This window comes from Pantoea sp. KPR_PJ (assembly GCF_041386365.1).
Taxonomy (GTDB): Bacteria; Pseudomonadota; Gammaproteobacteria; order Enterobacterales; family Enterobacteriaceae; genus Pantoea.
Map to the genome: position 1 here is coordinate 1 of NZ_JABMIK010000022.1, position 1,184 is coordinate 1,184.

The following is a 1,184-nucleotide window of genomic DNA, read 5'->3' on the forward strand; positions in this document are numbered from 1 at the left end:
AAAGAGCAATTTCAACGTAACAAACTGCACGTAAACGTGGGCACCATCGGTCACGTTGACCACGGTAAAACCACCCTGACTGCAGCTATCACTACCGTTCTGGCTAAAACCTTTGGTGGCCAGGCTCGTGCGTTCGACCAGATCGATAACGCGCCGGAAGAGAAGGCTCGTGGTATCACCATCAACACCTCTCACGTTGAGTACGAAACCCCGACCCGTCACTACGCGCACGTTGACTGCCCGGGCCACGCCGACTACGTGAAAAACATGATCACCGGTGCTGCCCAGATGGACGGCGCTATCCTGGTTGTTGCTGCGACTGACGGCCCGATGCCGCAGACCCGTGAGCACATCCTGCTGGGTCGTCAGGTTGGCGTTCCTTACATCATCGTGTTCCTGAACAAGTGCGACATGGTTGATGACGAAGAGCTGCTGGAACTGGTTGAGATGGAAGTCCGTGACCTGCTGTCACAGTACGACTTCCCGGGCGACGACACCCCGATCGTTCGCGGTTCTGCGCTGAAAGCGCTGGAAGGCGACGCAGAGTGGGAAGCGAAGATCGTTGAGCTGGCTGGCCACCTGGATACCTACATTCCTGAGCCGGTTCGTGCTATCGACCTGCCGTTCCTGCTGCCGATCGAAGACGTGTTCTCAATCTCTGGCCGTGGTACCGTTGTTACCGGTCGTGTTGAGCGCGGCATCGTGAAAGTAGGCGACGAAGTTGAAATCGTGGGCATCAAAGACACCGCGAAATCAACCTGTACCGGCGTTGAAATGTTCCGCAAACTGCTGGACCAGGGCCAGGCTGGTGAGAACGTAGGCGTTCTGCTGCGTGGTATCAAGCGTGAAGAGATCGAGCGTGGCCAAGTACTGGCTAAGCCGGGCTCAATCAAGCCGCACACCAAGTTCGTATCAGAAGTGTACGTTCTGTCCAAAGAAGAAGGTGGTCGTCACACTCCGTTCTTCAAAGGCTACCGTCCGCAGTTCTACTTCCGTACCACTGACGTGACTGGCAACATCGAACTGCCGGAAGGCGTTGAGATGGTAATGCCGGGCGACAACATCAAAATGACCGTTACGCTGATCCACCCGATCGCGATGGACCAGGGTCTGCGCTTCGCAATCCGCGAAGGCGGCCGTACCGTTGGCGCGGGCGTTGTTGCTGAAGTTATCGCTTAATTGCG

The 1,184-nt window shown here is 56.5% G+C and carries 1 protein-coding gene; it reads left to right on the plus strand.

The window, feature by feature from the left end:
- Positions 1 to 1,179: elongation factor Tu (gene tuf, locus HP564_RS20175; protein WP_371245578.1), on the plus strand; the 1,179-nt coding region annotated here is incomplete at its 5' end.
- Between the last annotated feature and the right edge of the window lie 5 nt (positions 1,180 to 1,184).